This window comes from Thermopolyspora flexuosa (genome assembly GCF_006716785.1).
In the GTDB taxonomy this organism is placed as follows: domain Bacteria; phylum Actinomycetota; class Actinomycetes; order Streptosporangiales; family Streptosporangiaceae; genus Thermopolyspora; species Thermopolyspora flexuosa.
In genome coordinates this window covers 5,074,613-5,100,912 of the sequence record NZ_VFPQ01000001.1, presented here as the reverse complement: position 1 = coordinate 5,100,912, position 26,300 = coordinate 5,074,613, and the positions used below count along the sequence as shown (strand labels likewise).

The 26,300-nt window shown below is 72.9% G+C and carries 24 protein-coding genes; 15 read left to right on the top strand and 9 right to left on the bottom strand.

Features of this window, described 5'->3' with window-relative positions; translation table 11 throughout:
- Positions 1-50: 50 nt before the first annotated feature.
- From FHX40_RS21880 to FHX40_RS21865, 4 genes are all read left to right on the top strand, one after another.
- Positions 51-302 carry a luciferase domain-containing protein gene (locus tag FHX40_RS21880; protein WP_229788568.1) on the top strand — a complete coding sequence of 84 codons (252 nt, stop codon included), beginning with the start codon at positions 51-53 and terminating at the stop codon, positions 300-302.
- 426 nt (positions 303-728) lie between these two features.
- A complete protein-coding gene (locus FHX40_RS21875; RefSeq protein ID WP_229788495.1) occupies positions 729-1,313 on the top strand; it encodes a hemerythrin domain-containing protein in 585 nt (194 codons plus the stop codon).
- Positions 1,314-1,548: 235 nt separating this feature from the next.
- Positions 1,549-1,953 carry an SPW repeat protein gene (locus FHX40_RS21870; RefSeq protein WP_142261355.1) on the top strand — a complete coding sequence of 135 codons (405 nt, stop codon included), beginning with the start codon at positions 1,549-1,551 and terminating at the stop codon, positions 1,951-1,953.
- Between the two features lie 150 nt (positions 1,954-2,103).
- Positions 2,104-2,295, top strand: a complete 192-nt coding sequence (locus tag FHX40_RS21865) for a hypothetical protein (protein WP_142261354.1) — start codon at positions 2,104-2,106, stop codon at positions 2,293-2,295.
- A 133-nt stretch (positions 2,296-2,428) separates the two neighbouring features.
- On the opposite strand, the gene FHX40_RS21860 is transcribed toward FHX40_RS21865, so the two are convergent.
- Positions 2,429-6,115, bottom strand: coding sequence for a CHAT domain-containing protein (locus FHX40_RS21860; protein WP_142261353.1), 3,687 nt, complete (start codon positions 6,113-6,115; stop codon positions 2,429-2,431).
- Positions 6,116-6,268: 153 nt separating this feature from the next.
- On the opposite strand from FHX40_RS21860, the gene FHX40_RS21855 reads away from it, so the two are divergent.
- Both FHX40_RS21855 and FHX40_RS21850 read left to right on the top strand, forming a co-directional pair.
- On the top strand, positions 6,269-6,748 hold the full coding sequence (locus FHX40_RS21855; RefSeq protein ID WP_142261352.1) for a hypothetical protein: 480 nt from the start codon (positions 6,269-6,271) through the stop codon (positions 6,746-6,748).
- A 12-nt stretch (positions 6,749-6,760) separates the two neighbouring features.
- On the top strand, positions 6,761-8,470 hold the full coding sequence (locus FHX40_RS21850) for a CpaB family protein (RefSeq protein ID WP_142261351.1): 1,710 nt from the start codon (positions 6,761-6,763) through the stop codon (positions 8,468-8,470).
- A gap of 352 nt (positions 8,471-8,822) precedes the next feature.
- Here FHX40_RS21850 and FHX40_RS21845 read toward each other — a convergent pair whose 3' ends face one another.
- Together FHX40_RS21845 and FHX40_RS21840 are read right to left on the bottom strand one after the other, a co-directional pair.
- Positions 8,823-9,818 (bottom strand): LLM class flavin-dependent oxidoreductase, encoded by a 996-nt coding sequence (locus FHX40_RS21845; RefSeq protein ID WP_142261350.1) that lies wholly within the window; start codon positions 9,816-9,818, stop codon positions 8,823-8,825.
- 40 nt (positions 9,819-9,858) lie between these two features.
- On the bottom strand, positions 9,859-11,073 hold the full coding sequence (locus FHX40_RS21840) for an MFS transporter (RefSeq protein WP_142261349.1): 1,215 nt from the start codon (positions 11,071-11,073) through the stop codon (positions 9,859-9,861).
- A 96-nt stretch (positions 11,074-11,169) separates the two neighbouring features.
- Here FHX40_RS21840 and FHX40_RS21835 point away from each other — a divergent pair, with 96 nt between their 5' ends.
- From FHX40_RS21835 to FHX40_RS21805, 7 genes are all read left to right on the top strand, one after another.
- Complete coding sequence (locus FHX40_RS21835; protein WP_170198923.1) at positions 11,170-11,835, top strand: CGNR zinc finger domain-containing protein; 666 nt, start codon at positions 11,170-11,172, stop codon at positions 11,833-11,835.
- 285 nt (positions 11,836-12,120) lie between these two features.
- Complete coding sequence (locus FHX40_RS21830) at positions 12,121-13,137, top strand: amidohydrolase family protein (protein WP_142261347.1); 1,017 nt, start codon at positions 12,121-12,123, stop codon at positions 13,135-13,137.
- Between the two features lie 2 nt (positions 13,138-13,139).
- Positions 13,140-14,030, top strand: coding sequence for an amidohydrolase family protein (locus tag FHX40_RS21825; RefSeq protein WP_142261953.1), 891 nt, complete (start codon positions 13,140-13,142; stop codon positions 14,028-14,030).
- Positions 14,031-14,420, top strand: a complete 390-nt coding sequence (ligA, locus tag FHX40_RS21820) for a protocatechuate 4,5-dioxygenase subunit alpha (RefSeq protein WP_142261346.1) — start codon at positions 14,031-14,033, stop codon at positions 14,418-14,420.
- 3 nt (positions 14,421-14,423) lie between these two features.
- On the top strand, positions 14,424-15,266 hold the full coding sequence (locus FHX40_RS21815; protein WP_142261345.1) for a class III extradiol dioxygenase subunit beta: 843 nt from the start codon (positions 14,424-14,426) through the stop codon (positions 15,264-15,266).
- Between the two features lie 157 nt (positions 15,267-15,423).
- Positions 15,424-16,374 (top strand): Gfo/Idh/MocA family oxidoreductase, encoded by a 951-nt coding sequence (locus FHX40_RS21810; protein ID WP_142261344.1) that lies wholly within the window; start codon positions 15,424-15,426, stop codon positions 16,372-16,374.
- Positions 16,375-16,503: 129 nt separating this feature from the next.
- Positions 16,504-17,340, top strand: a complete 837-nt coding sequence (locus FHX40_RS21805) for a TIGR03560 family F420-dependent LLM class oxidoreductase (protein ID WP_142261343.1) — start codon at positions 16,504-16,506, stop codon at positions 17,338-17,340.
- Positions 17,341-17,830: 490 nt separating this feature from the next.
- On the opposite strand, the gene FHX40_RS21800 is transcribed toward FHX40_RS21805, so the two are convergent.
- The 6 genes from FHX40_RS21800 to cobF form a co-directional block, all read right to left on the bottom strand.
- A complete protein-coding gene (locus tag FHX40_RS21800) occupies positions 17,831-18,646 on the bottom strand; it encodes an SAM-dependent methyltransferase (protein ID WP_142261342.1) in 816 nt (271 codons plus the stop codon).
- Between the two features lie 144 nt (positions 18,647-18,790).
- Entirely contained in the window at positions 18,791-20,983 is a 2,193-nt protein-coding gene (locus FHX40_RS21795) for a SpoIIE family protein phosphatase (protein WP_142261341.1), read from the bottom strand.
- Positions 20,984-21,230: 247 nt separating this feature from the next.
- Positions 21,231-22,514 (bottom strand): PP2C family protein-serine/threonine phosphatase, encoded by a 1,284-nt coding sequence (locus tag FHX40_RS21790; RefSeq protein WP_211350350.1) that lies wholly within the window; start codon positions 22,512-22,514, stop codon positions 21,231-21,233.
- 15 nt (positions 22,515-22,529) lie between these two features.
- A complete protein-coding gene (locus FHX40_RS21785) occupies positions 22,530-22,976 on the bottom strand; it encodes a DUF421 domain-containing protein (protein WP_142261340.1) in 447 nt (148 codons plus the stop codon).
- Between the two features lie 8 nt (positions 22,977-22,984).
- Entirely contained in the window at positions 22,985-23,488 is a 504-nt protein-coding gene (locus FHX40_RS21780) for a hypothetical protein (RefSeq protein ID WP_142261339.1), read from the bottom strand.
- 126 nt (positions 23,489-23,614) lie between these two features.
- The gene (gene cobF / locus FHX40_RS21775; protein ID WP_142261338.1) at positions 23,615-24,343 is read right to left on the bottom strand and encodes a precorrin-6A synthase (deacetylating); all 729 of its coding nucleotides are present in this window, start codon (positions 24,341-24,343) and stop codon (positions 23,615-23,617) included.
- 109 nt (positions 24,344-24,452) lie between these two features.
- On the opposite strand from cobF, the gene FHX40_RS21770 reads away from it, so the two are divergent.
- Together FHX40_RS21770 and cbiE are read left to right on the top strand one after the other, a co-directional pair.
- A complete protein-coding gene (locus FHX40_RS21770) occupies positions 24,453-24,839 on the top strand; it encodes a pyridoxamine 5'-phosphate oxidase family protein (RefSeq protein ID WP_142261337.1) in 387 nt (128 codons plus the stop codon).
- A 10-nt stretch (positions 24,840-24,849) separates the two neighbouring features.
- Positions 24,850-26,076 carry a precorrin-6y C5,15-methyltransferase (decarboxylating) subunit CbiE gene (cbiE, locus tag FHX40_RS21765; RefSeq protein WP_142261336.1) on the top strand — a complete coding sequence of 409 codons (1,227 nt, stop codon included), beginning with the start codon at positions 24,850-24,852 and terminating at the stop codon, positions 26,074-26,076.
- Positions 26,077-26,300 lie beyond the last annotated feature (224 nt).

Genomic DNA, 26,300 nt, shown 5'->3' with positions numbered 1-26,300 from the left:
CCTATGTGGAGCAGGCCATCGCGAATCTCCGGGAATGGCCCGACGTGAGGATGCGCGAGGCCGGTGAGGACGAGGTGGTGTTCACCGCGGGCGGCACCCCGGTCGTCCGGCTGACCCGCGACGGCCTCGCCGCGCTGCACCTCACCCGGCCGGTGATCGAGCGGCTGTCCGGCTCGCTCTGCGCGTCCGGGCTGTTCCTCTCCCTGGCGGAGGAGGGCTGGGTCGCGATGCGCGTGCAGACCGCCGCCGATTTCGACCTGCTTCTCGCGCTCGTCAGCCTCGCCATCAAGGCGAACATGTGACAGGGCGGCCAAAACGCATTTTCCCGATATCCGCCGCTATCGTCCGAGAAATGTAAAACGCGGGCTTTCCTGCGCGATCGGCCCGGACCATAGTGTCCGCACTCATGGCCGTTTACATGGCAGGCTCCGGGGCGAACCGCCGGACGGCCCGGGCCCCGCGGCCTCGGCGGCGGCGAAGCGTGCGGGGACACGCGCACCGATCGCCGCGGCCGGACCCCGCGCCCCGTGGCCACACCGCCCTGACCCTTCCATGAACGCCCGTTGGGCCACGCCGCCGCGCCGTACCGCCGCCCGTCGCCCGCCCCCGCAGTGCCGTACCCGCCGCCGGTACCGCTCGGCGGCCCGGGAGCGGCCGGTCGCCGAACCGGCCCGGCACGTTTCAGCCCGGCCACGGGGGTACCCAAATCCCCCCGAAGGGAGGACAGTATGGGAACGACCCGGACCAAGCCGGAGACGATGGGCGAGAGCGACGTGATCGATCTCCTCCAACGTCAGCACGCCCTGATCAGGAACCTGTTCGACGAGGTGGAACGCACCACGGGTGACGAGCGGCGGGAGGCCTTCCAGCGCCTGGTGCGGCTGCTCGCCGTACACGAGACCGCCGAAGAGGAGATCGTGCACCCGTACGCCCGGCGCGTCCTGCCCGGCGGCGTCGAGGTCGTGGACGAGCGCCTGGAGGAGGAGCGCCAGGCCAAGGAGCTCCTCCAGCAGATGGACGAGGCCGGCGTCGACGACCCGAACTTCATGACCAACCTGGAACGGCTCCGCCTCGACGTGCTCGCCCACGCCCGGGCCGAGGAGCGGTACGAGTTCGTGCAGCTCCGCGCGCACACCACCGAGGCGGAGCGGCGCTCGATGGCCGCAGGCGTGAAGGCCGCCGAGGCGATGGCCCCGACCCACCCGCACCCCGGCGTCGAGTCGGCCACCAAGAACCTGCTCGTCGGCACCCCGATGGCGATCTTCGACCGGGTCCGCGACGTCGTTCGCAAGGCCATGGGCAAGCAGCCGTGACGGCCACCGGCGACGGGCCCGTCCGCAGCCCCGCCGCCGGTCCGTGACCGGTACGGCTCGCGCCGCCGTCCCGCCCGGGCGCGAGCCGTACCTCCCCCGAGACACCGGGCCCCGGGCGGGGTGTGGGACCGCGGCCCCTGGGCAGGCGCAGGGTGATGGGGACGTCATGCCCCCGTCGACGCTAGCGAGAAGGGGGTCAGTGATGGTTCGCGGTAGTTCATCCGGTGGCGCGACCATGCGAGGCCATCCCGACATCGTCGAGATGCGGGAGCGGTACGACCTCGCCGGGTCGCAGCCCGGCATGCAGGTGGTGGACGGCCTGACCCTGCTGAGCGGCCTCTACCTGGCGCTCTCGCCGTGGATCGTGGGCTTCACCGACCGGACCGGGATCACCATCAACAACCTGGTCACCGGTCTGGTGGTGGCAGGGCTCGCCCTCGCGTTCACCGCCGCCTTCGGCCGTACCCACGGGCTCGCCTGGGTCCTGCCGGTCATCGGCATCTGGACGATCATCGCGCCCTGGGTGATCCGGGGCGACCAGTCCACGGCGGGCTCGATCTGGAGCAACGTGCTGGTCGGCCTCCTCATCACCGCCCTAGGCGTCGCCGCCCTGACGGCGCAACGGACCGTGCGGACCTAGACCGGCACGCACCACCGCGCACGGCCGCCGCACCGCAGCCGGCGGTACGGCGGCACGTGCGGCGAGCCGCCCTCCGGACGACGCCGGAGGGCTGCGCGATGTCCGCCCACCCATGCCCGGGCAGGCGGACGATCCCGAGAGGAGACGGGCATGACCAAGCATCCGCAGCCGCGACACGGCCGCCCGGCCGACCGCGGCGAGCGGCGGTCCTCGCCGCAGACCCCGGCCGGCAAGGAGACCACCTCGCGGCGCACACCCGAGGCGACCCCGGCCGAGGACCGCCTCATGGACGAGCACGAGTTCAAGCGCCGCAAGGAACTCAACCCCGACGACTTCGAGTGACACGCATCGCCTTGGCAACCGGGTGGCCAGGGCGTGAGGCCCGGCGGGCCGTGGGCGAATCGAATGCGACGCGCGCGCCGGGCCGCGCTCGGTTTGTGGCGCTGATCCCGGCGTCGCTGGCCATCGGTGCCGGTCACGGCCCCACATGCACGTATCCGGCCCACAGATCCGGTCGGCTCGGATGTGTCTCGCGCAGATCCCGGATCGCCGCGCGCAGTGCCGACGCGGTGGTGTTGGTGTCCGGTGGGGTGGTGCCGTCCCGGGTGAGTCGCCGATAGACGTTCTCGGCCACGATCGCCGAGATGAGGTCGTAGACCGGCCACAGCGTTCCGATCACATGACGGTATCCGGCGAGCTGGAAGGCACCGGTCAGGTGGATGGCCTCATCCGCCAGACGTGGACCGGCATCGGCGGTACGGCACGCGGACAGGTAGGCGAGTTCGGCGTTCCTGGGCAGGCGCGTCCGCATGATCTCCGCCACCGTCAGCGGCGATGTCGTGTGGTCGTGCAGCAACAGTCGCCCTTTGGCAGGATCGGCCCTGTCACTGACCGAGTGGCAGGCGAAATGCGCGATGCGGTGCCTGGCGAGTTCGCGTAGCACCGCCTGCCCGGTTGCCTCCGTGTCGCGGAGCACCGTCACGTTCCGGACGAGCTCCCTCACCCTTTCGGCCTCGTACGACGCGGCATCCAGCGCTGGGTGGTTCGGAGTGCGGCTCATCGCGACCACGAGCGCCGTCGCCGCGGGGGCTTCGTCGGTGTCGGCCGTACGGCGAGCACGGGAACGCGCGAGGGCCTGGATCGTCGGCGTGTAGGAGGAGACCACCCGGTCCAAGGCCCCCGGGGCGCCCGCGCGGCCCGCGGCGTGCAGTGGTAGCCGGGCCGTCAGGCCCACAGGGCACCACCACAGGCGGCCACCCTGCCATCCGCCCGCGGCGAGGGTGTCGAGGATCGGCCCGGTGATCGCGTCCCACAGCCACCCGAGCACCTCATTGGCCTCGTCGCGGGCGGCGTTCTTCTCCTCGTCCGAGGCTTTGCGGTCACCAAGGATCGTGAACGCGGCCGACAGCCGGTCCGCCCGGTCACGACACTTCCGCTCGGTCGCCTCGGGCAGCGGCAGCGCACGTACGGCGGGGCGGTCATCGTCGGCCGTGAGCAGCAGGGCGAGGCCGCCGAGCGGGGTGGCGCAGACGGCGACGACCGGGCCGTCGGCGGCAGCGGCGCCGATCTCCGCGAACGACGGCGGGTGGAGGAAGCCGGCGAGGCCCGGCCGTCTGCGGATGCGCGCGATCAGGTTGTCCCATTCCGCGGCGAGACGGCGCCGCTCCGCCCCGAGCCGACGGGTCCGCTCGTACATCAGTGCACTGGCGCGCCGAAGTCTCGGGGACGAGGGCAGATCGGAAGGGCTTGCCGCCTCGTGGTCGAGCCGGTCGCGTTCGGCCCGGATGCGCCGGAACTCCGCGACCAGGTCGGGTGCCTTGGCGGCAAGCTCCGCCACGCCCTCGTCGGCCGCCATCACCTCGGCGGCGAGCACTCCGCGCGTCCGCTCCAGCAGCTCCACGGCCCGCTCGGGCCGCCCCGCCGCGACCGCCGCCGCAGCGGCCTCGGCGCCCAGACCGGCCACGGTCCCGAGGCCGTGCTCACGGTCGCCGCGGCGCAGGTACCCCGGCACGAGCTGGGGCAGCATCCCGACGGCGGCCTCGAAAGCGGCCAGCGCGCCCGGCCCGTCGCCGAGCGCCAGCGCCGCCTGCCCCTCACCGCGCCGGGCCTGGAGCAGGTGCCGCACCGGCGCGCCCGGCACGGCGGCGGCCGCGGTGCAGACCTCGCGGGCCCGCTCCAGGTCCCCGGCAGTGCCGAACCTCGCGAACCGGGCCATCAGCGAGCCGCCGAGCCCGGTGGCGAGGTTCGCCCGGGTGGGGTGTTCCGTGGGGACCGCGGCCAGGGCCTGCTCGCCGAGGGCGACCGCACGGTCGATCGACTCCCGATCCCCCGTCCGCTCGAAACGGGCGCGCAGCGCCAGCGCGAGGGCGGCGAGGCGGCGCGCACGTTCGGGATGGTCGGCGGGGGTGGCCTTCACCGCCCGCTCGGCCGCGCGTAGGGCCTCCTCCAGGTCCGCGGCCTCCCCGCGGACCGTGTAGCGCAGCCAGAGGGCGGAGGCGAGGTTCGCCCGGATGGTCGGCATGTCGGGATGGTCGGGACCGGTGTGCTCCTCCGCCTCGCGTAGCAGGAAGACCGCGCGGTCGATGTCGCGTTCGTCCGCCGTGCGCTCGAACCGGTGGTACACGGCGGCGCCGACCGTGGCGTACACAGACGCCTGGTTGAGGTGGCCGGGCGGGGTGGCCCGCACCGCCCGCTCGCCGAACCCGATCGCCTGATCCAGGTCCGCCAGTTCCCCGTACAGCTCGTACCGGCGCATCAGCATGACGCACCGGTTCGCCTGGATCACCCCGTGGTCGGGGTGGTCGTCGGGTGCGGCGTGCGCCGCCTCGTCGCAGGCTGCGAGCGCCCTGTCCAGGTCCTCCGGGTTCCGGGTCGCCTCGAACCGGCGCTGCCAGGCGGCGGCGAGGTTCGCCAAATACATCGCGCGGTCGGCGTGCCCCTCCTCGGCCGCCGCCACCGCCTGCGCGCCTAGCCGGAGCGCGCGGTCGAGGTCATCCCGTTCCCCGGCCAGCTCGAACCGCATGCGAAGGCTCAGGCCGAGGTTCGACAGCATGCCCGGCCGGTCGGGGTGCCCGGCCGGGGTGGCGTCGACCGCCTGTTCGCCCAGCTCGACCGCCCGGTCCAGGTCTACTCGGTCTCCGTTGACCTCGAACCGGGTCCGCAACGCCAAGGCGAGCGTGGACAGGCGGGCCCCGAGTTTGTGGTGCCCGGCCGGGGTCGCCGCGACGGCCTGCTCACCGACCTCGATCATTCGGGCCAGGTCCGTGGGGCGGCCGAAGCGCTGGTAGCGGGTGCGTAACGCAGTGCCGAGGTTCGCCAGGTGCATGGCCGCCGGGGCTCGCCGTACGATCCGCTCCAGGACCTCGATCGCCTCGTCCAGGTCCTCGGCGTTCCAGGTACGGTCGTGCCGCAGCTGCAGCGCCGCCGCGAGCACGCCGTGGACCGTGGCCCACGCGTGGTCATCGTCGGGGAGGTCGCGCACCGCCTCCCGGGCCGCGTCCACGGCCCGGTTCAGGTCGTCGACGTCCCCGTCCCGCTCGAACCGGAACAGCAGCGCGTCGGCGAGGTTCGACCGGTACGTCGCCCGCGGCACGGGATCGCCGGCCGTGCGCACGGCCTCGTCCAGCGCCGCGACGGCCCGGGTGATGAGGTCCGGCTCGCGGGGACTCCACTCGGCCAGGTTGCGCAGGGCGATGCCGAGGTTGCACAGCCGTACCGGGCGTTCCGGCTCGTCCGGCGGGGTGGCGGCCACGATGCGCCGCCACGCCTCGGTGACCGGCCGCAACGTCTCGGGGCCGGGGGAGCCGAGCACCTGGGCCAGCAGGTCGTAGGCGAGGACCGCGGCATGGTCCGCGATGTCGGGCAGCAGCGGCTCGGGCAACGGCCCGACGCCGTACACCAGGCACGGGGCGAAGGCGGTGACGGCCCTGCCCAGGCTCTCCTCACCGCCGCCGCCGACCGCGTGGTGCCAGTGAATCCATCCGGCGACGAGGTTGGCCGGCGCGTCCTCGGGCGCGTCACCGAGGGCCGTCGTCAGCCGTTCGGCGTGGCCGAGCACCTCGGCCGTGAGGACCTCGGCCGGAGGCCGCCCGCCCTCGATCTCCTCCAGAGCCCGGGTCAGTACGGCGAGCGACCGCTCCCTCGCCGACGGCACGTGCGCCATCGCCGCCCTCTTTGCCCACCCTTTGCCGACGCGTCGTCCCGATGCTACTCACGGTCATCCCGCGTGCGGCGGCCCATCGTGGCCGGCCGGGAGTCCGGGCAACCCGCCACGAACCCATGGCCCCGGCGCGTTCGCTGTGTCACAGTGGCGCCGATGACGCAGCAGATGCTCCTCCTCGATTTCAGCAGCGACGACTACGTGATCGTCGATGAGGCCGACGCCCCCACCGGCCCTACGGACAGGATCACCGTCGTGACCGCCGGCGGACGGCCGGTCGCCGCCTTCGGCCCGCAGGGCGAGCTGGGCATCCGGATATATCCCGGCTCGGCCTCGGTGGGGATAATGCGCTACGTCGAGTTCAGCGAACTGACGGGGCGCAAGCTGCTGGTCGTGCTCACCGGACCGGACGACGAGATCGTCGGAGTGATCCGTCCCGATGTCGTCTATAGGCTCGCCTTCTATCTGCTGCCCACGGAGCTGAAACGCGAAGTCGTCGAGCTCCCCGGGCCTCCTGAGCGCACGTCCCGCACCAAGGTCGCCTGTCCACACTGCGGCCGTCGCGCCTCCTACCCATTGGTGGAGCCGGGCGAGACCACGTGTCTGTTCTGCGGCGAAGTGCTGCGCCCGGAGTGACCGGAGCACGTGGTGGCCGACCTCGTCTCCACGGCGTCCGGCTTCCTGGGGCGCCGGCTGTTCGTCACGGCCTGGCTGCCCATCCTCGTGTTCCTGGCGGCGTTCGCCACGCTCGTCGCCGCCGGTACCGGGTGGCCGACGGTGATGTGGCTGTGGGACCACACGCCGCTGGAGGCGCGCGTGGCCGGCGCGGCGGCGCTGCTCGCGGCGACCGCCATCCTTGCCTGGGGGCTGCGCGCGGTCCGGCTCGCCGTGTTCCGGCTGTACGAGGGCCACTGGGCCGGCCTGGTGCCGTACGGCGAAGCGCTCGAGGCCCGATACCGCGCCCACCACCTGCGGCGGCATGCCGAGCACGGGCGTCGCCAGGAGTCGGGCGAGCCATGGCCCGACGACTACCCGCGCCACCCCCGACGGGTGATGCCGACCCGGCTCGGCAATCTGCTGCGCGCCTGCGAGGAGCACGCCTACCTGCGGTACGGCATCGACAGCGTCACCGCCTGGCCCCGGCTGTACGTGGTCCTTCCCGACACCTTCCGGGAGACGTTCGGCACGGTCGCCACCACGGTCGAGCTCATGCTCAACGTGAGCGTGCTGAGCGTGGCCTTCGCCGTGGCCGGCGGGGCGGCGGCCGCCGTCCTGCTGCCGTGGTACGCGGTGCCGCTCACCGTCTGGTCCGGTACGGCGCTCGCCTGGCTGGCGTACCGGGCCGCCGTGCGGGCGGCGAGCGGCTACGCGGCCCTGGTCCGGGCCGCCTTCGACGTGCACCGGTGGAAGCTCCTCGACGAGATGGGCCTGCGCCGCCCCACCGGCTACGCGGAGGAACGCGCGCAGTGGGCGCAGCTCCGCAAACTCTGGCGGGAGATGGGTCCCGATTCCGACGGCGCCCACCTGCTCCGCTACCCCACCGAGGACCCACCCGCAGCCGCCACATCCGATGCACCCGATCCCGCCCCGGCCGACCTCACCCCCGCTGAACCGGCATCCGCGCTGCCCTCTGCCTGGGCCGTCCACGGTCCGGCCCCCGCCGCGACCTCGACGCCACCCCAGGCGAAGGCCGACATCACGCCACCGGCCACAACCCCGGCACCGCCCGCCACGGCCTCTGCCACCCCCGCACCGGCGGAGACAGCGGACACACCGGCCCGGCCGGACGAGACGGCCCGGCCCACCCGTGCCGCCACCGCGCGCAGATGGGCGCGCACCCTGCTGCTCGGCAGGCGCAATCCTGCCCGGCTGCCGGTCGACATCGCCCGCCTTGTCCTCCTCGCGGGGATCGCGGCCGCCATCCCGACGGCCCTCATCGGTCTCGTTGCCGACTCGCCGCAGGCCGCCCGGGAGCTACCCGCCTACCACCAGCTCACCGCCGCCGACGTGCGCGGCGAAGCGGCCTCGCTGGCCGAGCGGTACACCCTGCGCCCGTTCCGCGAGGGCGAGACGATCGACCCCACGTTCCTCGGCCCCAAACTCGACCGTTCGGCGCTGGCGGGCCGGGTCATCACCACGGTGACGGCCGAGGCGGGCGGCGCCGCGGTCGCCCGGAAGGGAGGCCGGGTGACACTGCTCGCCCCGGCGAAAGGCGGCTCGTTCATCGTCGTCGGCGAGGTCGTCGTGCTCGACCTGCTGCCGTCGGACCGCGTCGTCATCGCGGTCGCGAAGGCCGATCTTCCTCGCCTCGCGTCCGGCGCCGCCGGGCCGGTTCGGCTTCTCGCCGACGCCAAGTGACGGGGTTCGTGGCTGTTTGCCTGACACTAGCTGGGCCGCGAACCGGGAGTCCGTAGGCCATCGCGGCATAGGGCGTAGCGGGTCAAATCCTGCCGGGTCCCGTCCGTTGAGCCCGGCATCACCCAGACGACACCGGCCAAGATCGACCGAGACTCCTCGCCGGTCTCGACCGAATATGCCTGATCCGGTGACAACGGCGGGCCCGGCGTCCGCGACCTCGCCGGGCCAGCCTCGCGCGACGGCCTCCGAAGGCCGGTCCGATCGCGGGTGACCAGGCTACTCCGGCCCAGGCGGGGTCGGGCCGGTCGACCGCCCCAGGGGACCGGCTCGCCCACCGCCGCGGTGGTCAGCCCTAAAGGTCCCGCACCAGCGGGAGGACCTCGGCGCCGAGCCGGGCCACGTTCTCCAGGGTGGCGGCGGGGTCGCCCGCGCCCTCGACGAACAGGATCAGGTGGCGCAGGCCCGTCCGCTCGACGGTACGGCGCAGCCGCTCGGCACAGTGGTCCGGCGAGCCGACGGGATGGATGCGGCACAGCCGGTCGACGTACGCGTCGACGTCGGTGGCCGGGCGCGGGCGGCCGTCCACCGGCACGTACCCGGCGAGGCCCGGGCGCAGCCACTCGGGCATGCGCGCCTTGAGCGTGGCGACCGCCTGCTCGGTGGTGTCGGCCACCTGGGCCACGGCGGCGGCGACGTGGCCCGGCGCCGGGACGTCCTTCGGGCAGGCCCGCGCGTAGTGGCCGATCATCTCGGCCTTCTCCTCGTCGCCGATGTGCAGGCCGAGCAGCATGGGCAGGCCGCGCTCGGCGGCCAGGGACGCGGTCGCCGCCGAGGTGCAGGCGACCACCGGGCGCAGGCCGGGCGGCTCGGGCGACATCGGCACCTCGCGGAAGCGGAAGAACTCTCCCTCCGCCTTCACCGACGGCCGGGTGAGCGCGGCGCACAGCAGGTCGAGCGACTCGGCGAAGCCGCGCTCGTAGCGCTCGAGCCCGGTGCCGAACACCTCCAGGTCCAGCCACGGCCCGCCCCGGCCGACCCCGAGGACGAACCGCCCACCGGAGGTGTGGTGGAGGATCGCCGCCTCCTCGGCGAGCGCGACCGGGTGCCGGTTGCTCAGCACGCTCACCGCCGTGCCGACCCGGATGCGCTCGGTACGGCCGAGCGCCACCCCGGCGAGCATGGTCGCCGAGGGGCACACGCCGTACGACATGAAGTGGTGCTCGGCGATCCACGCGTCGTCGAACCCGGCCCGCTCCGCCGCCACGATCGTCTCCACCGTGGCGCGGAGCACGTCCCCGGAGTCCATCCCGGGAAACTGCGCGGCGACCAGGAAGACACCGATCCGCACCGTGGCCCGCTCCCCCCTTGTACGCCCTCGCCGTCCGCGGTCAGTCCGTACGGTACGCGGGCGCCGCCTCGCAGGTGGGCGACATCGCCGGACCGGTACGGCGGGCCAGGCGCGGCTCGGCGAGCATCACGGCGAGGGCGACCGCGGTGAGCGCGGCGGCGAACAGCGGCAGCACGTGCACGCCGACCCCGGACAGCAGCAGCCCGCCGAGGAACGAGCCGCTCGCGATGCCGACGTTGAACACGGCGCTGCAGCCCGCGGAGGCGATGTCCACGCTGCCGGGGGCGATGCGCACCACCCGGCTGCCGAGCGCGGGCGGGAGCGCGTTGAAGCCGAGCGCGGCGACCGCGAGCGCCACCACGGCGAGCGGCCGTACCGCGCCGAAGGCGTACAGCGCGAGCCAGCCGGCCGCGCCCACGGCGAGCGGCGCGACCAGGGACAGCCAGGGGCGGCGGTCCACCACGGCGCTGATCGCGAACGTGGCGACCACCCCGGCGATGCCGTTGACGAGCAGCACCGGGCCGAGGGCCGCCTCGGGGAAGCCGCTCACCCGCAGCAGGTACGGTGTCACGTAGGTGAGGGCGGCGAGGGAGCCGGTCACGGCGATCATCGTGGTGACGAGGAGGAGGACGTAGCGCCGGGCGTCGGGGGTGCTGCCCTGCAGCGTCCCGGTACCCCGGTGGGCCCGGCCGGGCAGGGCGGCGACCATGGCGATGCCGGTGACCAGCCCGACGGCGGCGACCACCGCGAACGGCACGCGCCAGGTGGCCTGCTGGCCGAGCCAGACCGCGGCGGGAACGCCGATCACCGGGGCGAGCGCGGACCCGATCGCCATCTGGGACACCGCCCGCCCCCGCACCTCGGCCGGGAACAGGCCGGCCACGGTCGGGCCGGCGATCGACCAGAACAGCGCGTGGGCGAGCGCGGTGAGCAGCCGCGCCGACAGCAGTACGGCGTAGCCCGTGGCGACCGCGGACAGCAGCGTGCCCGCGACGAACACGCCGAGCGTGCCGCCGAGCAGCGCCCGGCGCGGCAGCCGGTACGTCAGCCGGGTCAGCGGCACCGAGGCCACCACGACCACCACGGCGTAGCCGGTGACGAGCAGGCCGGCCTCGGACTCCGAGCGGCCGAGGTCGGCGGCGATCAGCGTGAGCAGCCCGATCGGCAGGAGCTCGGCGGTGACGAGGCAGAACGCCCCGACCGCGAGCGCGACGAGCGCGGCGGCCGCCCGCCGCGGGGACACGAGGTCATCCATCCGATTGCTACCAGCTAAGTGTTCCACACTGGTAGCGTCTCAGGTATGGGAGATCTCGGCAATAGGGTATTTCGGGTCATAGGCGGGCATACCGCGTTGAACCTGGTCAACACGGTCGCGCCGCGGCGGCCGGAGGGCGGCGAGCACATCGACTACCTGCCGACGCCCGGCGACCTGCTCGCCTGGGCGCGCCGCATCGGCCTGGTCGACGCGGCCGAGGCGGACCGGGTGGCCGCCGCGTGGGCCGCCGCCCCGGACGCGGCCGCGCAGGCGCTCGCCGCCGCCGTGGACATCCGCGAGGCGGCCTACACGGTGCTCGCGCGGCGCCTCGGCCTCGCCGCCGGGGGCGAGGGCGCGTCCGGCGGCGGCGCCGGGGACGCCGCGGCCGTGGTGCCCGCGCTCGAGCGGCTGGTGCTGCGGTGGACCGCGGCGGCCGGGCGGTCCCGGCTCGTGCTCGACGCGGCCGGGCCGAGCGCGGTCCGCCTCGCCGTCGACGGCACGCCCGCGCTGCTCGTCCCGGACCGGCTCGCGCACGCCTGCGTCGACTTCCTGCGCGGCGCCGACATCGGCCGGCTGCGCGCCTGCCCGGTCGAGGAGGGCGGCTGCGGCTGGCTCTTCCTCGACCACAGCCGCAACCGGTCCCGCCGCTGGTGCGCGATGGAGGACTGCGGCAGCCAGGCGAAGGCCCGCCGCCTCACCGAGCGGCGCCGCATCGCCCGTGCTACCGGCAAAAACTTGATGGATGGTAGCCAGGCAGGATGAAGCTTGCGCCGTCGTTATCGATCCGTGATTCCATGTCGCGGAAAGGGCTCGCGGCGCGTCCGGGTCGGCGATCTTCCCGAACCCCTCCTGAGCTGGGCGAATGGCGTGGTCGCTAAGGTTGCCAACATGATTGTCAACTAAATGGGTGCCGGGACCTTCCGCTCACTAGAAGATCAGTGACGAATCGGAAGTTCCACCTGGCACAGTACGAATCAATGGGGGAGTCCACCCCGGGCAAGCACGGATTCCCCCAGATAGACCGACGGAAGGGCCGAGGCCAGACATATGATCATCGACTGTCACGGTCACTACACCACCGCTCCGGCGGCGCACACGGAATGGCGTGAGAGCCAGCTCGAGGCGTGGCTCGCGGGCAAGCCGGCCCCGCCGTACCCGTCGATCTCCGACGACGAGATCCGGGAGACGATCGAGAAGAACCAGCTCCGCCTGCTGCGCGAGCGCGGCGCGGACATGACGATCTTCTCGCCCCGGGCCTCGGCCATGGCACACCACCGCGGCGACCTCAAGGTCGGCATCGAGTGGGCGCGCGCCTGCAACGACCTGATCGCCCGCGTGGTGGAGCTCTTCCCGGACAACTTCATCGGCGTCTGCATGCTCCCGCAGACCGCGGGCGAGCCGCTCGACGCCGCCATCGCCGAGCTGCGCCGCTGCGTCGACATGGGGTTCATCGGGTGCAACCTCAACCCCGACCCCAGCGGCGGCAAGTGGGACTCGCCCCCGCTCACCGACCGGTACTGGTACCCGCTGTACGAGGCGATGGTCGAGCTGCAGGTGCCCGCCATGGTGCACGTCTCCTCGACCTGCACGCCGGTGTTCCACGCCACCGGGGCGCACTACATCAACGCCGACACCACGGCGTTCATGCAGCTCATCCAGGGCGACCTGTTCGCCGACTTCCCCGACCTGAAGCTGATCATCCCGCACGGCGGCGGGGCCGTGCCGTACCACTGGGGCCGGTACCGCGGGCTGGCGGACATGCTCAAGAAGCCGCCGCTCGAGGAGCACGTGATGAAGAACGTGTTCTTCGACACCTGCGTCTACCACCAGCCCGGCATCGACCTGCTGTTCGAGGTGATCGACCTGGACAACATCCTGTTCGGGTCGGAGATGGTCGGCGCGGTCCGCGGCATCGACCCGCGCACCGGGCACTACTTCGACGACACCAAGCGGTACATCGACAAGCTCGACCTCACCGAGGAGCAGCGGGAGCAGGTGTTCAGCGGCAACGCCCGCCGCGTCTACCCGCGCCTCGACGCGGCGCTGAAGGCACGGGGGCGGTGACGATGCCGAAGTTCACCCCCGACCCGGACTGGCTTCCCTACCACCCGAACCCGACGAAGCCGACATACACCCCGCCGCCGGGGGCGGTGGACGCCCACTGCCACGTGTTCGGGCCCGGCGACGTGTTCCCGTACGCGCCGGAGCGCAAGTACACCCCGGTCGACGCGGGCAAGGAGGAGCTGTTCAAGCTCCGTGAGTTCCTCGGCTTCGAGCGCTGCGTGATCGTCCAGGCCACCTGCCACGGCGCGGACAACTCGGCGATGGTCGACGCGCTGCGCTCCTCGAACGACACCGCGCGCGGCGTGGCCACGGTCCGCCCCGAGGTATCGGACGCCGAGCTCGCCGAGATGCACGAGGCGGGCGTGCGCGGCGTGCGGTTCAACTTCGTCAAGCGGCTCGTCGACCCCAAGCCGGACGACTACTACCGCCGCATCGTCGACCGCATCGCCCCGCTCGGCTGGCACGTGGTCATCTACTTCGAGCCCGCCGACCTGGCCGAGCGGTGGGACCTGTTCACGTCGCTTCCGGTCACCGTGGTCGTCGATCACATGGGTCGGCCGGACGTGACCAAGCCGGTGGACGGCGAGGAGTTCGGCCTGTTCCTCCGGTTCATGGACGAGAACCCGAACGTGTGGAGCAAGGTGAGCTGCCCCGAACGCCTCTCCAAGGAAGGGCCGCCGCACTACTCCGACGTGCGGCCCTTCGCCCGCACGGTCGTGGAGCGGTTCCCCGACCGGGTGCTGTGGGGCACCGACTGGCCCCACCCCAACATGAAGAGCCATATGCCCGATGACGGCCACCTGGTCGATGTCATCCCGCATATCGCGCCGACCGAGGAGCTGCGGCGGAAGCTCCTGGTCGACAACCCGACCCGCCTGTACTGGGAGAGTTAGATGATCGACTACTCCGAAATCGATGACATCCCCGGGACGACGATCTTCACCGCGGACCGCGCCCGCAAGGGGTACCACCTCAACGAGTTCTGCATGAGCCTGATGAAGGCCGAGAACCGTGAGCGGTTCAAGGCGAACGAGCGGGCGTACCTCGACGAGTGGCCGATGACCGAGGAGCAGAAGCAGGCGGTCCTCGACCGCGACTACAGCAGGCTCCTCGAGCTCGGGGGCAACATCTACTTCCTGGCGAAGCTGTTCGCCAGCGACGGCCTCAGCTACGTGCAGGCCGTGAGCACCATGACCGGCATGTCGGTCGAGGAGTACCAGAAGATGATGCTGGCCGGCGGCCGCAACATCGAGGGTTGGCGTTCCAAGAGCAAGGGGATCTGAGAAATGGCTCGTATCACCGCCGGCGTCACCACCAGCCACGTTCCCGCGATCGGCGCCGCGATGGACCTCGGCAAGACCGAGGAGGACTACTGGAAGCCGGTCTTCGCCGGGTACGAGTGGACCCGGCAGTGGGCCAAGGAGAACCCGCCGGACGTGGTCGTGCTCTGCTACAACGACCACGGCTCGGCGATGTCGCTGAAGATGATCCCCACGTTCGCGATCGGCATCGCGGACCAGTTCCAGCCCTGTGACGAGGGCTACGGGCCGCGGCCGGTCCCGGTCGTGGAGGGTCACCCCGACCTGGCGATCCACATCGCCCAGTCGCTGATCCTCGACGAGTTCGACATCACGATGATGAACGAGCTCGAGGTCGACCACGGCCTGACCGTGCCGCTCTCCCTGGTGTACGGCCAGGTCGACAAGTGGCCGACGAAGGTGATCCCGATCGCGGTCAACGTGGTGACCTACCCGCAGCCGACCGGTAACCGCTGCCTCAACCTCGGCAAGGCGATCCGCCGCGCCGTCGAGAGCTTCCCCGAGGACCTGTCGGTGCAGGTCTGGGGTACCGGTGGCATGAGCCACCAGATCCAGGGCGCCCGGGCCGGTCTCATCAACAAGGAGTGGGACCACGCCTTCATCGAGCGGCTGCTCAACGACCCCGAGGACCTGGCGAAGGTGCCGCACATCGAGTACCTGCGCGAGGCCGGGGCCGAGGGCATCGAGCTGATCATGTGGCTGATCATGCGGGGCGCGCTCGGCGACAAGGTGCGCGAGCTGCACCGCTTCTACCACGTGCCCGCGAGCAACACCGCCGTCGGCCACCTGGTCTGGGAGCCCGCCGCCTGATCGGTGACACAGTTCGCGGCGGGGCCTCCTCACCGGCCCCGCCGTACCGAGTTCGCTTGACAACCGACCAGCCCGTACGTCGACCGCGTCGCGACGGTCACCCGGCCGCCGCGACGCGGTCCTGACCGTTTCACGAGCCCGAAGGAAGACTCTCCATATGCGTATCGCACTCGCCGGAGCCGGCGCGTTCGGCATCAAGCACCTCGACGCCCTCAAGAACATCGAGGACGTGACCGTCACCTCCATCGTCAGCCGCCGCATCGAGCAGGCCCGGGAGGTGGCCGAGAAGTACGGCGTGCCGCACGCCTCGACCGATCTCGACGAGGTGCTCGCCCGCGACGACGTCGACGCCGTGATCCTCTGTACGCCGACCCAGCTCCACGCCTCGCAGGCGATCGCGGCGATGCGGGCCGGCAAGCACGTCCAGGTGGAGATCCCGCTGGCGGACTCGTGGGCCGACGCCCAGGAGGTGGAGCGGGTCCAGAAGGAGACCGGGCTGGTCTGCATGGTCGGCCACACCCGGCGGTTCAACCCGTCCCACCAGTGGATCCGGCAGCGCATCCTCGCCGGTGAGCTGTCCATCCAGCAGCTCAACGTGCAGACGTACTTCTTCCGCCGCACCAACATGAACGCGCTCGGCCAGCCGCGGAGCTGGACCGACCACCTGCTGTGGCACCACGCGGCGCACACGGTCGACCTGTTCCAGTACCAGACCGGGGAGAAGGTCACCATCGCGAACGCGATCCAGGGCCCCAAGCACCCCGAGCTCGGCATCGCGATGGACATGTCGATCCAGCTGCGCAGCGAGACCGGCAAGATCTGCACGCTGTCGCTGAGCTTCAACAACGACGGCCCGCTCGGCACGTTCTTCCGCTACATCTGCGACAACGGCACCTACATCGCCCGGTACGACGACCTGGTCACCGGCCGGGACGAGGTGGTCGACGTGTCGAAGGTCGCCGTCTCCACCAACGGCGTCGAGCTCCAGGACCGCGAGTTCATCGCCGCGATCCGGGAGGGCCGCGAGCCCAACGCGTCGGTCTCCCAGGTGCTTCCCTGCTACCAGGTGCTCGGCGAGCTGGAGAAGCAGCTCGAGGGGCAGGAGTAGTCAGCACGGGTACGACCCGGTACATACCAACGCGAAACATCCGCGCGTGAGCCTGGCGGGCCCGGACGTCACCGAGCGTCCGGGCCCTGCCGGGCTCAGGTGGTTTCCATACGACAGGAAGGTCCCCGCATGCGGTTCGGCATCAAGACGCGCCCCGAGCACCAGACCTGGAAGCAAATCCTCGACGTGTGGGTCGCGGCCGACGACATCCCCATCTTCGAGAGCGCCTGGAACTGGGACCACTTCTATCCGCTCACCGGCGACATCAACGGGCCCAACCTGGAGGGCTGGACCTCGCTCGCCGCGCTCGCCCAGGCGACCAAGCGCATCCGGGTCGGCGTCCAGGTGACCGGCATGATCTACCGGCACCCGGCGGTGCTCGCGAACATGGCCGCCACCGTCGACATCATCAGCAACGGCCGCCTCGAGCTCGGCCTCGGCGCCGGGTGGTTCCAGCCCGAGTGCGACGCGTACGGCATCCCGCTGCCGCCGCTGAAGGAGCGGTTCGACCGCTTCGAGGAGGGCGTGCAGATCGTGCGGAGCCTGCTCGACAACGAGTACACCGACTTCAAGGGCACCTTCTTCACGCTCACCAACGCCCGCTGCGAGCCCAAGCCGGTGCAGCAGCCGGTGCCGATCACGATCGGCGGCCGCGGGCCCAAGCGCACCCTGCTCGCCGCGGCCAAGTGGGCCAAGCAGTGGAACGCGATCACCCAGACCCCCGAGCAGTGGGCCTCGCTCAAGAAGGTGCTGGTCGAGCACTGTGAGGCGATCGGCCGGGACCCGGCGACGATCGACTGCTCGGCGAACATCATGGTGCCCGCCGACGGCGAGTTCGGCCCGATGCTCGAGCTCGTCGCCGCCTACCGCGAGGCCGGCGCGGACATCGCGATCATGAACCTGCCGCACGGCGCCCCGCCGTCGATCCTCGAGCCGCTCGCCGCGGCCCTGGAGGACTACCGGTAGGCCACCACGCCCACGTACGACACGAGCCGACGGCGTTCCGTGGCGGAACGCCGTCGGCCGTATCCGGCCGCCCAGCGCCGGATCCCCGGCCCAGCGGGCCGCGCGGCCGCGTCGCCGCGTCCGGTGCGCGCTCATCGCACCCGCTCCTGCTCGCGGACACGGCCGTCCCGCCCTCACGCCGGACCGGGACCCCGCTCTGTCCCAGGTCAGGATGGCCGATCCGGTCAAGACCGACCGCCGCGCGGCCCTCGCGCTCACCGGCGGGCGCGGAGCCGTACCGTTTCCGCGGGCCGGCGTGTGACGCAAACCCGCGTGCGAATGCCGGGCATCCGTACCGGCATGACGGCATCATGGTGATCGTGCCGTGGCCTCTCGGCCATGGCGGCGATCGATCGGACATCGATCGGACATCGCATCGAAGCGAACACCCGAACAACGCATGCGCGCGCCCGCGCCGGACGCCCCACGGGCGTCCGGCGCGGAGCTTCGGTCAGGCCTTGCGCGCGACCCCGCAGAGCGCCGCCTCGTCCTCCGGGCTCGGGCCGCCGATGTCGGCGGGCTCGGGCCGCCAGCGCGAGGTGGCCACCACCCCGGGCTCCACGAGCTCCAGGCCGGCGAAGAACCCGGCGATCCGCTCGGGGCTGCGCAGGTGGTAGGTGTTCGCGGACCGCGCGTTGTACGCCGCGACCGCCTGGTTCAGCGCGGGGTTGGTGTCGACGCCGTCGCTGAGCGCCAGGTAGCTGCCCGGGGCGAGGCGGGAGAGGAGGCGGTCGAGGATGCCGCGCGGGTCGTCGTCGTCCGAGATCTGGCCCAGGATGCCGAGCATCATCAGGCCGACGGGCCTGTCGAGGTCGAGGGTGTCGGCGGCGCGCTCCAGGATGCGCTCCGGCTCGCGGACGTCGGCCTCGAGGTAGTCGGTCGCCCTCTCGGGCGTGCTGGTGAGCAGCGCGCGGGCGTGCACGAGCACGAGCGGGTCGTTGTCGACGTACACGACCCGCGACTCGGGTGCGAGGCGCTGGGCGACCTCGTGGGTGTTGTCCTGGGTGGGCAGGCCGGTGCCGATGTCGAGGAACTGCCGGATCCCGGCCTCGGCGACGAGGAACCGGACCGCCCGGATCAGGAACCGGCGCTGCAGCCGCGCGATGCGGGCGAAGTCCGGGAACATCTTCAGGATCATCTCGCCGGCCTCGCGGTCCGGCGGGTAGTTGTCCTTGCCGCCGAGCAGGTAGTTCCAGACCCGGGCCGAGTGCGGGACGTGCGTGTTCAGCTCCGGCGGTTCGCCGCCGGGGGTGGCTGCTCCGGTCATGACGAACTCCACAGGTGGGGTTACCTGATCGCGAGCGTAGCCACGCCGCTGCGGCAAGATCGCGAATTTACGTTCTTGATCGCATGCAGATTTGCAGGCAATCGCGCGTACGCCCATCAGGGCGGCCCGGCCGTACGGCGTGGCTCAGTTGTGGCCGTTGCGCCGGTCGGCGGTGACGCGCAGCAGCAGGACCGTGGTGTCGTCGGTGCGGCCGCCGTACGGCGAGCCCTGCCGTACCAGGTCGTCGGCGAGCGGTTCGAGCGGGCCGTCGGCGCGGTCCACCATGGCGACGAGGCCGCCCAGGTTCTGCTCGGGATCGGTGGCCGGGATCTCGACCAGGCCGTCGGTGTACATCACCAGGACCGTTCCAGTGGGCAGCGCGAGGTCCACCACGGGGTAGCTGCTCCGGGTGGCCGCGCCGAGCAGCGGGCCGGGCGGGATCTGCGCGATCTCGGCGGCCTCGCCGGGCCGCCGCAGCACGGGCGGGTAGTGGCCCGCGGTCGCCACCCGGGCCCGGAGACCGGCGAGGTCGATGCGCACGATCAGGCAGCTCGCCAGCAGGTGCGGATCGAGGTCGGCGATCAGCCGGTTGGTGTCGGCGAGCACCTGGCCCGGATCCGCCCCGGTGAGCGCGTAGGCGTGCACGGCCGTGCGCAAATGGCCCATGAGCGCGGCCGCGCTCGCGTCGTGCCCCTGCACGTCGCCGATGAACGCGACGACGTCCTCCGGGCCGAGCGGGATGACGTCGTAGAAGTCGCCGCCGATCTCCATGCCGTGCCCGGCGGGCAGGTACCGGGCGGTGAGCTCGATCCCGGGCACCGCGGGCAGGCTGGGCGGCAGCAGCCCCACCTGGAGGCTGTGCACGAGCCGGGTGCGGCTCTCGTTCAGCCGGGCCCGCTCGAGCGCCTGCGCGATCAGCGCGCTGAACGACAGCAGGGCGATGCGCTCCTCCTCGCTGAACCGGTGCGGCCACTCGTAGCCGAGCACGCAGGCGCCGATCGGCCGTCCCGACACCACCAGGGGCAGGTACGCCCAGGCCGCCATGCCGCTGTCCATCCCGCCGAGCGCCGGGTACATGCGGGCCAGCTCCTCGTCGTCGGCGAAGAACAGCGGCACCCCCGCGGTGAGCGCGACCACCCCCGGGGCGTCCGCGGTGAGCGGCATATGGTCGAAGATGGGAAAGATGTCCGGGTTCCATCCGCGGTCGCTGAGGATGCGCAGCCGCCCGGACTCGGTGGTGAGGATCGCGCACCCCTTCGCGCCGAACGCGAGCATCGAGTGGTCGGTGGCGCAGTCGATCACCTCGGCCACGTCCGCGGCCTGCGCGAGCGCCCCGGCGAGCTCGATCATGCGGTACACCGCGTCGATCCCCATGCTCGCGCCCGGCAGCCGGTCCGCCTGCGTGACGCCGGCCGTACCGAAGGTGCCCGTGGCCGACGACTCCCCGTTGGGCCCGCGCCGCTCCCCCGGGATCGGGCTGATCCGCACGCTCACCCCGGTGGGGTCCGGGTAGAGCTGGAACAGCAGCGGCCGGTCCGGCGGCCGCACCGCGGTGAGGGAGACCGGCTCCTGCCGCAGTACGGCGTGCCGGTGCGCCTGCTCGTAGCGGGGGTCGCGCAGCCACGGCACGGCCTCCCACGGCTTCTGGCCGACGAGGTCCCCGACCTCGCCGCCGAGCAGCTCGGCCGCGGTCGGGTCGAGGAACACGATCCGGCCGTCGAGGCCGAGCGCGCAGCCGCCCTCGGGCAGCCGGGCGACGTAGTCCACCGCGGCCTGGCATTCGGCCGCGCTCACCGTGGGGTAGCGGGGCAGCGGCAGGGTGCGGGGCCGCTCCGGCGGGGGCAGCCGGAATCCGGCCTCGGCGGCGCCCTGCAGCATCCGGCCGAACCGCTCCGCCGCCGCCTCGATGGCGTGCCGTTCCACCGGGTCGAGCACGGCGGGCCGCGACGCGGGCCAGAACAGCAGCAGCACGCCCCAGGTCGTGTCCCCGGTGACGATCGGGGCGACCGCGAGCGCGTGGTGCGGCAGGATGCGCGCGGGCTGGGGGTAGCGGCGCACCAGCTCCTCGCTGGAGGCGATCCACACGAGCCTGCGTTCGCGCACCGCCTCGAGCAGCGGATCCGGCGTCGCCGAGCTGAGCCGCTTGCGGTGCAGCGGGGTCGCGTACTCGAGCGGCAGCCCCACCCCCAGATGGACGGTGAGCACCTCGTCGTCGGGGTCGACCAGCGCGAGCCCGCCCCCGTACGCGCCGAGCGACTGCACGGTACGGCTCAGCGCCTGCTCCAGCAGCCGCTGTATATCGTCACGTCCCGCATCGCAGACGGCACGATCAGTCATACAGGTACCCCCGCATACCCCACGATACGCCGCGAAACAGCAGGTAAAAGGCCTGATACCGGCATGTGGCGGCAAGGAGGCACCAAGCTCCGCCCGGCCCGGCGGCGGGACCGGCGTGCGTCAGGGAGGATCCGACATGATCGGAATTCGGCCGGATGCGGGCGCGCGGCGAGAGTGCGAGGTATGTCACACCGGCGGGACGTAGGGAGGCGGGACCGCTTTACCGTACGGCCGGGCCGCCCATCGTTCAGTCCGCCCGGCTGTGCCCATGCCCATGCCCGTGGCCGTGGGCGTTGCCGTGGCCGTGGCGGCGGAGCAGGAGCATCGCGGCGTCGTCGAGCAGCGGGCCCCCGACGTAGGCGATGAGGTCCTCGGTGAGCGCGTCGAGGGTGGGATACGGGTCGTCGGGGATCAGGGCCCGGGCGCGCTCGACCAGCGGGTAGAACTCGCCGCGGGCGTTGCGCGCCTCGATCACGCCGTCGGTGTAGAAGAGGATGTCGTCCCCGGGCCGGAACGGCACGCGGTGCGCCAGGGGCGGGGCCCAGCCGAGGTCGGCGAGGCCGAGCGCGAGGGCCTCCTCCTGGGCTTCGAGCCACTCGACCTCCCCGTCGGCGCGGAGCAGCAGCGGCGGCGGGTGGCCGTGGTTGAGCAGCAGGATCCCGGTCGTGGTCACCTCGGCGAGCACCGCGGTGACGAACTCCTCCTCGGCGAGCTGCCGGGACACCGTCGCCTCCAGCCGGGCGCTCACCCCGGCCAGCCGGGGCTCGTCGAACACGGCCTCCCGGAACGCGCCCAGCACCCACGCCGCGGTCTCCACCGCCTCCAGCCCCTTGCCCTGCACGTCGCCGACGAGCACGCGCACGCCGTACGGGGTGGAGAACACCTCGAGCAGGTCGCCGCCGATGCGGGCCTCGGCGAACGCCGAGGTGTAGGAGACGGCGACGGACAGGTCGCGGACCCGGCGCGGGATCGGGCGCAGCAGCACCCGCTGCACGGTCTCGGCGATCTTCCGCACGTTGGAGAGCTCCTGCTCCCGCCGCATGCGGACGCGGGCGACGAGCATGCCGGCCGCGGTCACCGCCGCGATCGTGGTGACGACCACGGCCGTCGGACCGGTGGTGAGCCGGTTGTCGCGCAGGGCCAGAAGCAGGCACACCGCGAGGGCGACGCCCCCGGCGGCCGCGGTACGGCGGGCCGAGCCGTACGCGCAGGCGAAGGTGGGCCCGAGCGTGAGCAGCGGCCGGAGGCCCAGCCTCGGCCCGGCCATCAGGTCGATCACGGCCACCAGCGCGATCGCCGCGTAGGGCGCGTAGCGCAGGACGGCGTGGGAGGGCATCCAGGGGCCCCCGCCGCCGGGGCCGGTCGCGGCGGTGCCCGGGATCGCGGCCGGCGGGTCGGCGGTCACCAGGGCCTCGGTCGGCGGCTTCGCCGTCTCCGGCCACGGCCGCCCGCGTTGCGCCTGCGGACGTAGCGCGGCGAGCCAGGCCATCACCCGTGGCCGGCCGGTCAGCCGGCGCCCGTACCGAACCACCGCGCCCCCGCCCCGTCAGTCCCGCCGGGGAATGACACTGATCGCCCCGGAACGTTCCAATATCGCGTAGTCGATCTCGTCCGTGCTGCGGATGCCCTGGGTGGTGCGGGCCTCCTGGAGGATCTGCTCGAGGTCGAGCTGGTGCTGGCGCATCCGGTCCTCCAGCGGCCGGCCCCGCTCGATGAGCACCACCGGCGCGCCGTCGATGACCAGCCCCAGCCGGGGGAACCGCCAGCCGAGGTAGTCCGCGATCCGGTCGAGCGTGACGAAGGTGAGGATCACGAGCACCGCCATGGTCACGGAGAAGTCCTCGCCGAGCAGCGCCTGCTGGGTGGCCTCCGAGATGACCAGCAGGAGCACGAAGTCGAAGGTGGTCACCTGGGCGAGCGTCCGCTTGCCGCTGATCCGGAAGATCACGAGCAGGGCCAGGTAGATGGCCGCCGCGCGCAGGATCGCATCCATTCCCGCTCCTAGGGATAGACGAACTGCCAGAATTCGGCCGGTCTGCGGCCCGGCGCGCCGATCGCGCCCCGCAGCAGCCCGGCGCGGTCGGGGCGCACCCTGAGGCGCACCGTGGCCTCGCCGTGCAGGGCGGGAAACGCGAGCACCACGCCGTCCCGCGCCGCGGTCCACGAGTACGGCTGCGGCACCACCGTCTGCACGTTGATCTTCTCGACGTAGTCCCGCGAGATCCACAGCCGCGCGACGCCCGGTTCGGCCGGGGCCGACCGGACCGTCACCACAACGGTGGTGGTCCCCAGCTGCCGGGCGAAGCGCTCGTAGCCGACCGCGACGAGCGGCGCGGACGCGGTGGCCGTGCTCAGCGGGCCGGGCCCGAACAACCCGGCCAGCGCGGCGACGAGGATCGCCGTGGCGAGCGCCCAGCCCACGAGCTGGGCGGCGTGGGCGCGCCGCCGCCTCCGCGGTTCCTGCTCGCGCCACTCCAGATCGCCCAGTTGCAGCTCGCCGCTCATCCGCGGTCCCCGTCATCCCGGTGGCGCACCCGTCTCGGCATATGACGGCATGGCTGCCCGGCGACGCGTGACCGAAACCTGCTGTTCGTCGGCTGGTCGCCGCGGCGCGCGCCGGCCGTACCCGGGTCAGCGCGGGCGGCGCAGCAGGTAGGTGTCCATGATCCAGCCCTTGCGGGCGCGCGCCTCGGCCCGCGCCTCGCGGATGCGGTCGGCGACCTCCGCGACCGGGCCCGCGATGAGGATCTCGTCCGGCGTGCCCAGGTAGGCGCCCCAGTAGATGTGGTAGCCGGTCAGCCCGGCGAAGGCGCACCGGGAGTCGAGCATGACGAGGATGTCGTCGGCGGTGGGGCCCTGCTCGGCGAGGCGGCGGCCGGTGGTGATGTGCACCGGGCTGCCCACCCGGGTGAGCGTGGTGCGGTGCCGGGCGGTGAGCGCCGAGATCGCGCTGATGCCGGGGATCACCTCGTACTCGTAGGGCAGCCGGTCGAGGATCGCCAGCGTGCTGTCGTACACGCCCGGGTCGCCCCAGACGAGGAAGGCCCCGGTCCGCCCGTCCGGCAGCTCGTCCTCGATCATGCGCCGGTAGAGCTCGGCGCGCCGGGCCCGCCAGTCCTCGACGGCCTCGGCGTAGGCGGCCGCGGCCCGGTCCCGCTCCGGGTCGCGGGCCTCCACGATCCGGTACGGCGGGCGGCCGTGCTCCTCGATCAACCGGCGGCGGAGCCGTACCGGCTCGTCCTTCTCCTCGCCCTTGTCGATGAGGAAGAACACGTCGGTCGCGGCGATCGCCTTCGCGCCCTGGATGGTGAGGTGGTCGGGGTCGCCCGCGCCGATGCCGATGACGAGGAGCCGCTTCACGGCCACGAGTCTGCCATGCCGTGACTTTTTGTACGATGTGGTCGCGTCTGATCGGGTTGGCCGGGCCGTCGGGGACGTGCCCGGAAGCGACGCGCGGGCGAGGAGGCACGTGAACCTGTCCGAGCGAGGCACGGACTTCGCCGAGTTCTGGCGTGAACGCCATCTGTGCACCCTCACCACGGTCCGCCCGGACGGCACCCCGCACGTGGTGCCGGTCGGCGCGACCCTCGACCTGGAGAACGGCATCGCCCGGGTGATCACCTCGCGCCGGTCGCACAAGGCCCGGCTGATCGCGGCGGGCGCGCGGCACGTCGCGCTCTGCCAGGTGGACGGGCGGCGCTGGTCGACGCTCGAGGGCGTCGCCACCATCCGCACCGGCCGCGAGGAGATCGCCGACGCCGAGCGGCGGTACGCGGCGCGGTACCGTACGCCCCGGCCCAACCCGGACCGGGTGGTCCTGGAGATCCAGGTCACCCGCGTCCTCGGCACCGTTTGATCGGCACCCTATGATCACCGTCGTCGGCATCGGCGCGGACGGCTGGGACGGGCTGACCCCGGCCTCCCGCCGGGCGATCGCCGCCGCCGAGGTGCTCGTCGGCAGCCGCAGGCAGCTCGGCCTCGTCCCCGACCCGGTCCCGGACCCCGAGAGGGACGGATCGCCGCGGGCCGCCGGGTCGCCGTCGCGGGTGGTGCTGCCGTCGCCGCTGCTGCCGAACCTGGAGCCGCTGCTCGAGTCGCTCGCGGGCCGCGAGGTGTGCGTGCTCGCCAGCGGCGACCCCATGTTCCACGGCATCGGATCGACCCTGGTCCGGCTGCTCGGCCCCGATCGGGTCCGGGTGCTGCCGCACGTCTCCTCGGTCTCGCTCGCCTGCGCCCGGCTCGGCTGGCCGGTCGAGCAGGTCGAGGTGGTGAGCGCGGTCGGCCGCCCGCTCGACGCGCTCCGCCCGGCCCTCGCCCCCGGCCGCCGGGTGCTCGTGCTCGGCTCCTCCCCGGACGCGGTCACCCGCCTGCTCGCCGAGGCGGGCTACGCGGCGAGCCGGGTCACCGTGCTGTCCGACCTCGGCGCCGCCACCGAGTCGGTACGGCCCGCCGACCAGGCCGCGCCCACCCGCCTGCACGTCATCGCGATCGAGTGCGCGCTCGCGCCGGGCGCCGAGCCGCTGCCCCGGGTGCCCGGCCTGCCCGACGACGCCTACGAGCACGACGGCCAGCTCACCAAGCGCGAGGTGCGCGCGGTCACGCTGTCCCGGCTCGCCCCGCTCCCCGGCGAGCTGCTGTGGGACGTGGGCGCGGGCGCGGGCAGCGTCGCGATCGAGTGGATGCGCACCCACCCCTCGTGCCGGGCCGTGGCGATCGAGAGCCACCCGGAGCGGGCCGCGCGCATCCGGCGCAACGCCGACACCCTCGGCGTGCCCGCCCTCCAGGTGGTCGAGGGCCGCGCCCCGGACGTCCTCGACGGCCTGCCGGTGCCCGACGCGGTGTTCGTCGGCGGCGGGGCCACCGTGCCCGGCCTCCTCGACCGCTGCTGGGCCGCGCTCCGGCCGGGCGGCCGGCTCGTGGCGAACGCGGTCACGCTGGAGACCGAGGCCGTGCTCGCCGACTGGTACGTCAGGCTCGGCGGCGACCTGGTCCGGCTCGCCGTACAGCGGGCCGCGCCGGTGGGCGGGTTCACCGGCTGGCGGGCGGCGATGCCGGTCACCATCTGGACGGTGACGAAGAGGGACGCCTCATGAACGCGGCCCTGCGTGCCACGGCGACCGGCGGCGGGCGGGCCTGGAGCAGGCCGCCCCGCGGATCGGTGGCGGTGGGGGCGTGGCCCGCGTCCGCCCGCGGCATCGCGGCAGGGACCGTGGCGTGGCCGGAAGGTCACCGGAGGGCCGACCGGTCCCCGCGCGGCGGCGCCGGCCGGTCACGACCGGAGAGCGCCTGGCCCAGGCGGGCGGCGATCACCGGCTCG

Excerpts from the sequence above, each read along its gene's own strand:
- FHX40_RS21825 (WP_142261953.1), top strand. The coding sequence starts at position 13,140 with ATGCCGAAGTTCACCCCCGACCCGGACTGGCTTCCCTACCACCCGAAC.
- FHX40_RS21840 (WP_142261349.1), bottom strand. The coding sequence starts at position 11,073 with ATGGATGACCTCGTGTCCCCGCGGCGGGCGGCCGCCGCGCTCGTCGCG.
- FHX40_RS21810 (WP_142261344.1), top strand. The coding sequence starts at position 15,424 with ATGCGTATCGCACTCGCCGGAGCCGGCGCGTTCGGCATCAAGCACCTC.
- FHX40_RS21815 (WP_142261345.1), top strand. The coding sequence starts at position 14,424 with ATGGCTCGTATCACCGCCGGCGTCACCACCAGCCACGTTCCCGCGATC.
- FHX40_RS21795 (WP_142261341.1), bottom strand. The coding sequence starts at position 20,983 with ATGACTGATCGTGCCGTCTGCGATGCGGGACGTGACGATATACAGCGG.
- ligA (WP_142261346.1), top strand. The coding sequence starts at position 14,031 with ATGATCGACTACTCCGAAATCGATGACATCCCCGGGACGACGATCTTC.
- FHX40_RS21875 (WP_229788495.1), top strand. The coding sequence starts at position 729 with ATGGGAACGACCCGGACCAAGCCGGAGACGATGGGCGAGAGCGACGTG.
- FHX40_RS21800 (WP_142261342.1), bottom strand. The coding sequence starts at position 18,646 with ATGACCGGAGCAGCCACCCCCGGCGGCGAACCGCCGGAGCTGAACACG.
- FHX40_RS21805 (WP_142261343.1), top strand. The coding sequence starts at position 16,504 with ATGCGGTTCGGCATCAAGACGCGCCCCGAGCACCAGACCTGGAAGCAA.
- FHX40_RS21860 (WP_142261353.1), bottom strand. The coding sequence starts at position 6,115 with ATGGCGCACGTGCCGTCGGCGAGGGAGCGGTCGCTCGCCGTACTGACC.
- FHX40_RS21870 (WP_142261355.1), top strand. The coding sequence starts at position 1,549 with ATGCGAGGCCATCCCGACATCGTCGAGATGCGGGAGCGGTACGACCTC.
- FHX40_RS21855 (WP_142261352.1), top strand. The coding sequence starts at position 6,269 with ATGACGCAGCAGATGCTCCTCCTCGATTTCAGCAGCGACGACTACGTG.
- FHX40_RS21785 (WP_142261340.1), bottom strand. The coding sequence starts at position 22,976 with ATGGATGCGATCCTGCGCGCGGCGGCCATCTACCTGGCCCTGCTCGTG.
- cbiE (WP_142261336.1), top strand. The coding sequence starts at position 24,850 with ATGATCACCGTCGTCGGCATCGGCGCGGACGGCTGGGACGGGCTGACC.
- FHX40_RS21880 (WP_229788568.1), top strand. The coding sequence starts at position 51 with ATGCGCGAGGCCGGTGAGGACGAGGTGGTGTTCACCGCGGGCGGCACC.
- FHX40_RS21830 (WP_142261347.1), top strand. The coding sequence starts at position 12,121 with ATGATCATCGACTGTCACGGTCACTACACCACCGCTCCGGCGGCGCAC.
- FHX40_RS21780 (WP_142261339.1), bottom strand. The coding sequence starts at position 23,488 with ATGAGCGGCGAGCTGCAACTGGGCGATCTGGAGTGGCGCGAGCAGGAA.
- FHX40_RS21865 (WP_142261354.1), top strand. The coding sequence starts at position 2,104 with ATGACCAAGCATCCGCAGCCGCGACACGGCCGCCCGGCCGACCGCGGC.